The organism is Limnohabitans sp. (genome assembly GCF_040401495.1).
Taxonomy (GTDB): domain Bacteria; phylum Pseudomonadota; class Gammaproteobacteria; order Burkholderiales; family Burkholderiaceae_C; genus Limnohabitans.
Map to the genome: position 1 here is coordinate 8,587 of NZ_JBBAOI010000035.1, position 4,099 is coordinate 12,685.

Sequence of the window (4,099 nt, forward strand, 5' to 3'; positions counted from 1 at the left end):
GGCGTATCAAAGTCGCGCAATGTAATGCGGTTGTTGCGGGGGTTACTCACCAACGAATCGCGTTGCACCACTTGCCAGTTCGTCAGTTGCACGAACAACAGACCGAACAGCACAATCAGTGCCACGGTTAAATGACGAATGCGCTGGTTCATGCCGCAGCCGCCCTACGCAAGCGCCACAATGCAAAACGTTCCGCAATACTGGATGAATCTGGCACTTCATGCAAACTGCGCGCCGTGGTGTCACTAATACGAATCAGTAATGCCAGCACCACATAGTTAGCCACTAATGATGATCCGCCGTAGCTCATAAACGGCAACGTCACGCCAGTTAGTGGCACCACGCGTAACACACCACCAATAATGATGAATGTCTGTATCGCCACAATGGTGGTGAGGCCCGTTGCCAACAACTTCTCAAAGTCGCGTTGTGCGCGCAATGCAGTGCGCATGCCAGCACCCACCAATAACACGAACGCACTCAGAATCGCAACGCCACCCAGTAAACCCAACTCTTCACCTAAGGCCGCGAAAATAAAGTCGTTATGCGCCGCCGGTATTGCACCAGGGTCTCCAATGCCAAGCCCAGTACCAGTCATGCCGCCATTGGCTAATGCAAACAATGCCTGAATCGGTTGGTATCCGCGACCTGTGTATTGGTCCCATGGGTGCAGCCAAATCTCAACGCGTGTCTGCACATGATCGAACAAGTTGTATGCAATCACTGCACCACCCACAAACAAACCAATACCCATCACCAAGAAACTGGTGCGTTCTGTCGCCACCCACAGCATCACCACGAACAAGGTGAAGAACATCAAGGACGAACCCAAGTCTTTTTCGCCCACCATCACCACAACACTGACTGCCCACGCCACCAAGATCGGGGCCAAGTGGCGAAGCTCTGGCAACGTAACACCCAATATCTTCGTGTGCCCCTGCACAATCAATTCGCGACGCTCTGCCAAGTACGCAGCAAAGAACACTGCTAGCAAAATCTTTGCAAACTCTCCTGGCTGAAAGTTAATGGGTCCAACGCTCACCCAAATACGTGCGCCACCACTAGTGAAGCCAACGCCTGGCACCATTGGCAACAACAACAGTCCAACACCCAATGCCAACGAAGTGAATTGGTATCTACGCAAATCACCTGGGCGTTCCAACACCACCAACGTTGCAATGAATGCGGCAACACCCACAAAGCTCCAAGTGGCTTGCAACCCTGCCCACCTGTCGCTCAGTCGTGCAATCATCACAAAGCCCATGCCATGCAACAACGCTGCCGTTGGCAAGATCAGTGGGTCAGCACCACGTGCCACAAACCGCACCGCAACATGTGCAGCACCCAACAGCGACAACACAAACAACATGAACGGCACAATGCGTGCCGGCATAGAACTTCGTTGCCCCAGCGACGCCAATACATATGCACCAGCTGTAATGAAACCAGCCAACAACACCAGGCCCAGTTCCACCCCACGGCGGCTGCGTGCGAGTGAATTATCCAACGGTGGTGCTGGTTGTACTTGTGGTGGTGGTCGCATCGATGATTGCAATACGAATCAGTGCCAAATACTTGCTTGCATTAGTAGACGATGTGAATGTGCGGTTCAACGCAACATCACGCAATACGTCTTCTGGCAAATCTTCACCCGACAATGTTGTCTGGGTATCAATGGTGGGGTTAAACCACAGCACTCCGCCAACACGTCCGCGATACACAGCAACCCTGCTGTCTTTGTCGAATCCGATGAAGTATCCGCTTCGTGCATACACACCCACAATGGTGATGCCGCTGAAAACAATGGCAACTAGCGCTGTCCAGAACAACACCATGCCCACGCGGCTTTTCTTTTTCACCGCTACAGAACCAACACCAGCACCGACAAGCCCCGAATCAACCGAATCAACACTTGGCGATTGCATCGGCGCGGTGTTGTCAGGTGTAGTTGAAGCAATTGGCTCACTGATGTCATCAAGCACATCCACCACAATCACGGTGGTGTTATCGCGACCACCATTGGTATTTGCCACCATTACCAAAGCCTCTGCAGTTTCCTGAGGGTCTGTGTGTTGACCAAGCACCCGAGCTATTTCCACATCAGCAACTTCATCAACCAAACCATCACTGCACAACACAATGCGATCACCAGTACGAACGAAATGCGTAAACACATCAACCATCACTGAACGGTCAATACCCAATGCCCGCGTCACAATGTTGCGTCGTGGGTGCACACGCGCAGCCTCTGGCGTAATAATGCCTTCGTTCACCAGTTCTTGCACATAACTATGGTCAACGCTTAAACGGCTCAACGCGCCGCTGCGCCACAAGTACGCGCGTGAGTCACCAACGTTTGCCACCAACACGCGCGGCTCTTCGCCTTCCACAATGCTGAGTGCAGTCACTGTTGTACCCATGCCGCTTTGTGTGCTGTCATCCAAGCTTGCGGTGTAAATCGCGCTGTTTGCTTGTTGTACTAGTTCGCGGAAATCTTCTGTGGTGTCAATTCCCAAACGTGCGCCGGCCTTCAGCGTTGTCACCGCTAATGCACTTGCTACTTCGCCTGCGTTGTGGCCACCCATGCCGTCTGCAACCACGAACAATGTCTCTTCAGCCAGAAACGAGTCTTCGTTCTGCTGTCGCACCATGCCCACATCGGTACTTGCGCCCCATTTCAATTTCATGAACGCATCTCCAACACTGTTGAGCCCACTTGAATTCTGTCGCCTTTTCGCACGGATCGCTCATCGGCAACCCGCTGACCATTCACATAACAGCCATTAGTACTGCCCAAATCCACTACCCACGTGCCTTCTGGCCGTATTTCAATACGCGCGTGATGGCTAGATATAAAGGAATCATCGTCAATCACAATGTCGTTATCTTCCAAGCGGCCAATCGCAAGCACACTCGACAACGTGTATGTGGCACCTCTGTGTTGCTTTGGTTCAATCACCACAAACAACGGCACACCTTTACCAGCAGACTTTTTCGCACGACTACGTGATGCAGTGCCGCCACCAACGCGAGCTGCTGGCATAACCGGCGTGCGCACTTCGCTCCACACAGCCCACAGCACACGGCCGAAGAACAAATAAATCAGCGCAAGAAGAATCAGCTTCAGGGCGTTGAGTAAGGCATCAGTCATTAACGACTACGAGGCCTCGAAGGTCACCTGGGCGGTTCCGAAGTTGATGACGTCTCCGTGTTGCAGCAATTGTTCGCCACCCACCACAACGCCATTTACTTTAGTGCCGTTCGTGCTTCCCAAGTCGCGCACCATTACTTCGCCTGCTGCACATACAAACTCTGCATGCTTACGGCTGACATTGGTGTCATTCAACACGATGTCGTTTTCCAAATGGCGACCCAACACGTAATGACCTTCATGCAACTCAATACGTTGCCCACCTGGCAATGTCAGCACTGCTGGTGGTGAATCAGAACTTGACGGCGCAACCCACAGCGCGCCTGCGTTTTCTTCCGGCGTCTCTGTAACAGTTGCCAAAGTACGAGGGGGGAGTGGAACAGAACCCACAGCGCCAATAGTGGAACTTGGCACCGGCACTTCATCGGGAGTCACGGTGCGACTTTCAATGTCGAACTTGCCTTTGCGCAGATCAGGGTTCGTGCGCAATGCAACACGGGCCTTGCCTTCCACGTGGTAACCCTCTGTCGCGATGTATTCGCGCAATGCCGCGGTCAGTTCTTGCAGAAGCGAGCCTTCCAAGTCGGCAAAGCCTTCACGATCAGCGGCACTCATTTGCACCAAATAGCTATTCGGCACCACTCGGCGGCCTTGGGCATCAAGATCACGCTCGGAATCGACCACCTGCAAGAGTCGCCTGCCAATCTGCAGGGGTTTCACACCACTCTTAAAGGCGCGCGAGAACACGCCGTCAAAGATGTTCTCGATCGACCGTTCAACGGTTCCTTTAGCCATACGCACAGGTTACTTGGGGCAGTTGTTGGGTGGGTGGCAAAGGGTGGGTAGCGTCATGTCTCTACTCGCGCGAGTGGCGAAATGGCAGACGCGCTGGCTTCAGGTGCCAGTGTTCGAAAGGACGTGGGGGTTCAAGTCCCCCCTCGCGCACCA

4 protein-coding genes and 1 tRNA gene are annotated in these 4,099 nt (G+C 53.3%); 1 reads left to right on the top strand and 4 read right to left on the bottom strand.

Translation table 11 applies throughout. The annotated features are described in order from the left end of the window. Nucleotides 1–148: 148 nt before the first annotated feature. The 4 genes from AC9UEO_RS13135 to AC9UEO_RS13150 are packed head-to-tail and all read right to left on the bottom strand — an operon-like array spanning nt 149 to nt 3,946. Entirely contained in the window at nt 149–1,507 is a 1,359-nt protein-coding gene (locus tag AC9UEO_RS13135) for an FtsW/RodA/SpoVE family cell cycle protein (RefSeq protein ID WP_509534360.1), read from the bottom strand. Next, entirely contained in the window at nt 1,500–2,687 is a 1,188-nt protein-coding gene (locus AC9UEO_RS13140) for a Stp1/IreP family PP2C-type Ser/Thr phosphatase (protein ID WP_509534362.1), read from the bottom strand. The genes AC9UEO_RS13135 and AC9UEO_RS13140 overlap by 8 nt, the downstream gene beginning before the upstream one ends. After that, nucleotides 2,684–3,151: an FHA domain-containing protein gene (locus AC9UEO_RS13145; RefSeq protein WP_509534365.1), complete on the bottom strand. Its 468-nt coding sequence runs from the start codon at nt 3,149–3,151 to the stop codon at nt 2,684–2,686. Before AC9UEO_RS13145 ends, AC9UEO_RS13140 begins: the two co-directional genes overlap by 4 nt. A gap of 6 nt (nt 3,152–3,157) precedes the next feature. Continuing rightward, a complete protein-coding gene (locus AC9UEO_RS13150; RefSeq protein WP_509534367.1) occupies nt 3,158–3,946 on the bottom strand; it encodes an FHA domain-containing protein in 789 nt (262 codons plus the stop codon). 67 nt (nt 3,947–4,013) lie between these two features. Between AC9UEO_RS13150 and AC9UEO_RS13155 the strand changes: the two genes are divergently transcribed. Continuing rightward, nucleotides 4,014–4,099 (top strand) — tRNA-Leu (locus AC9UEO_RS13155).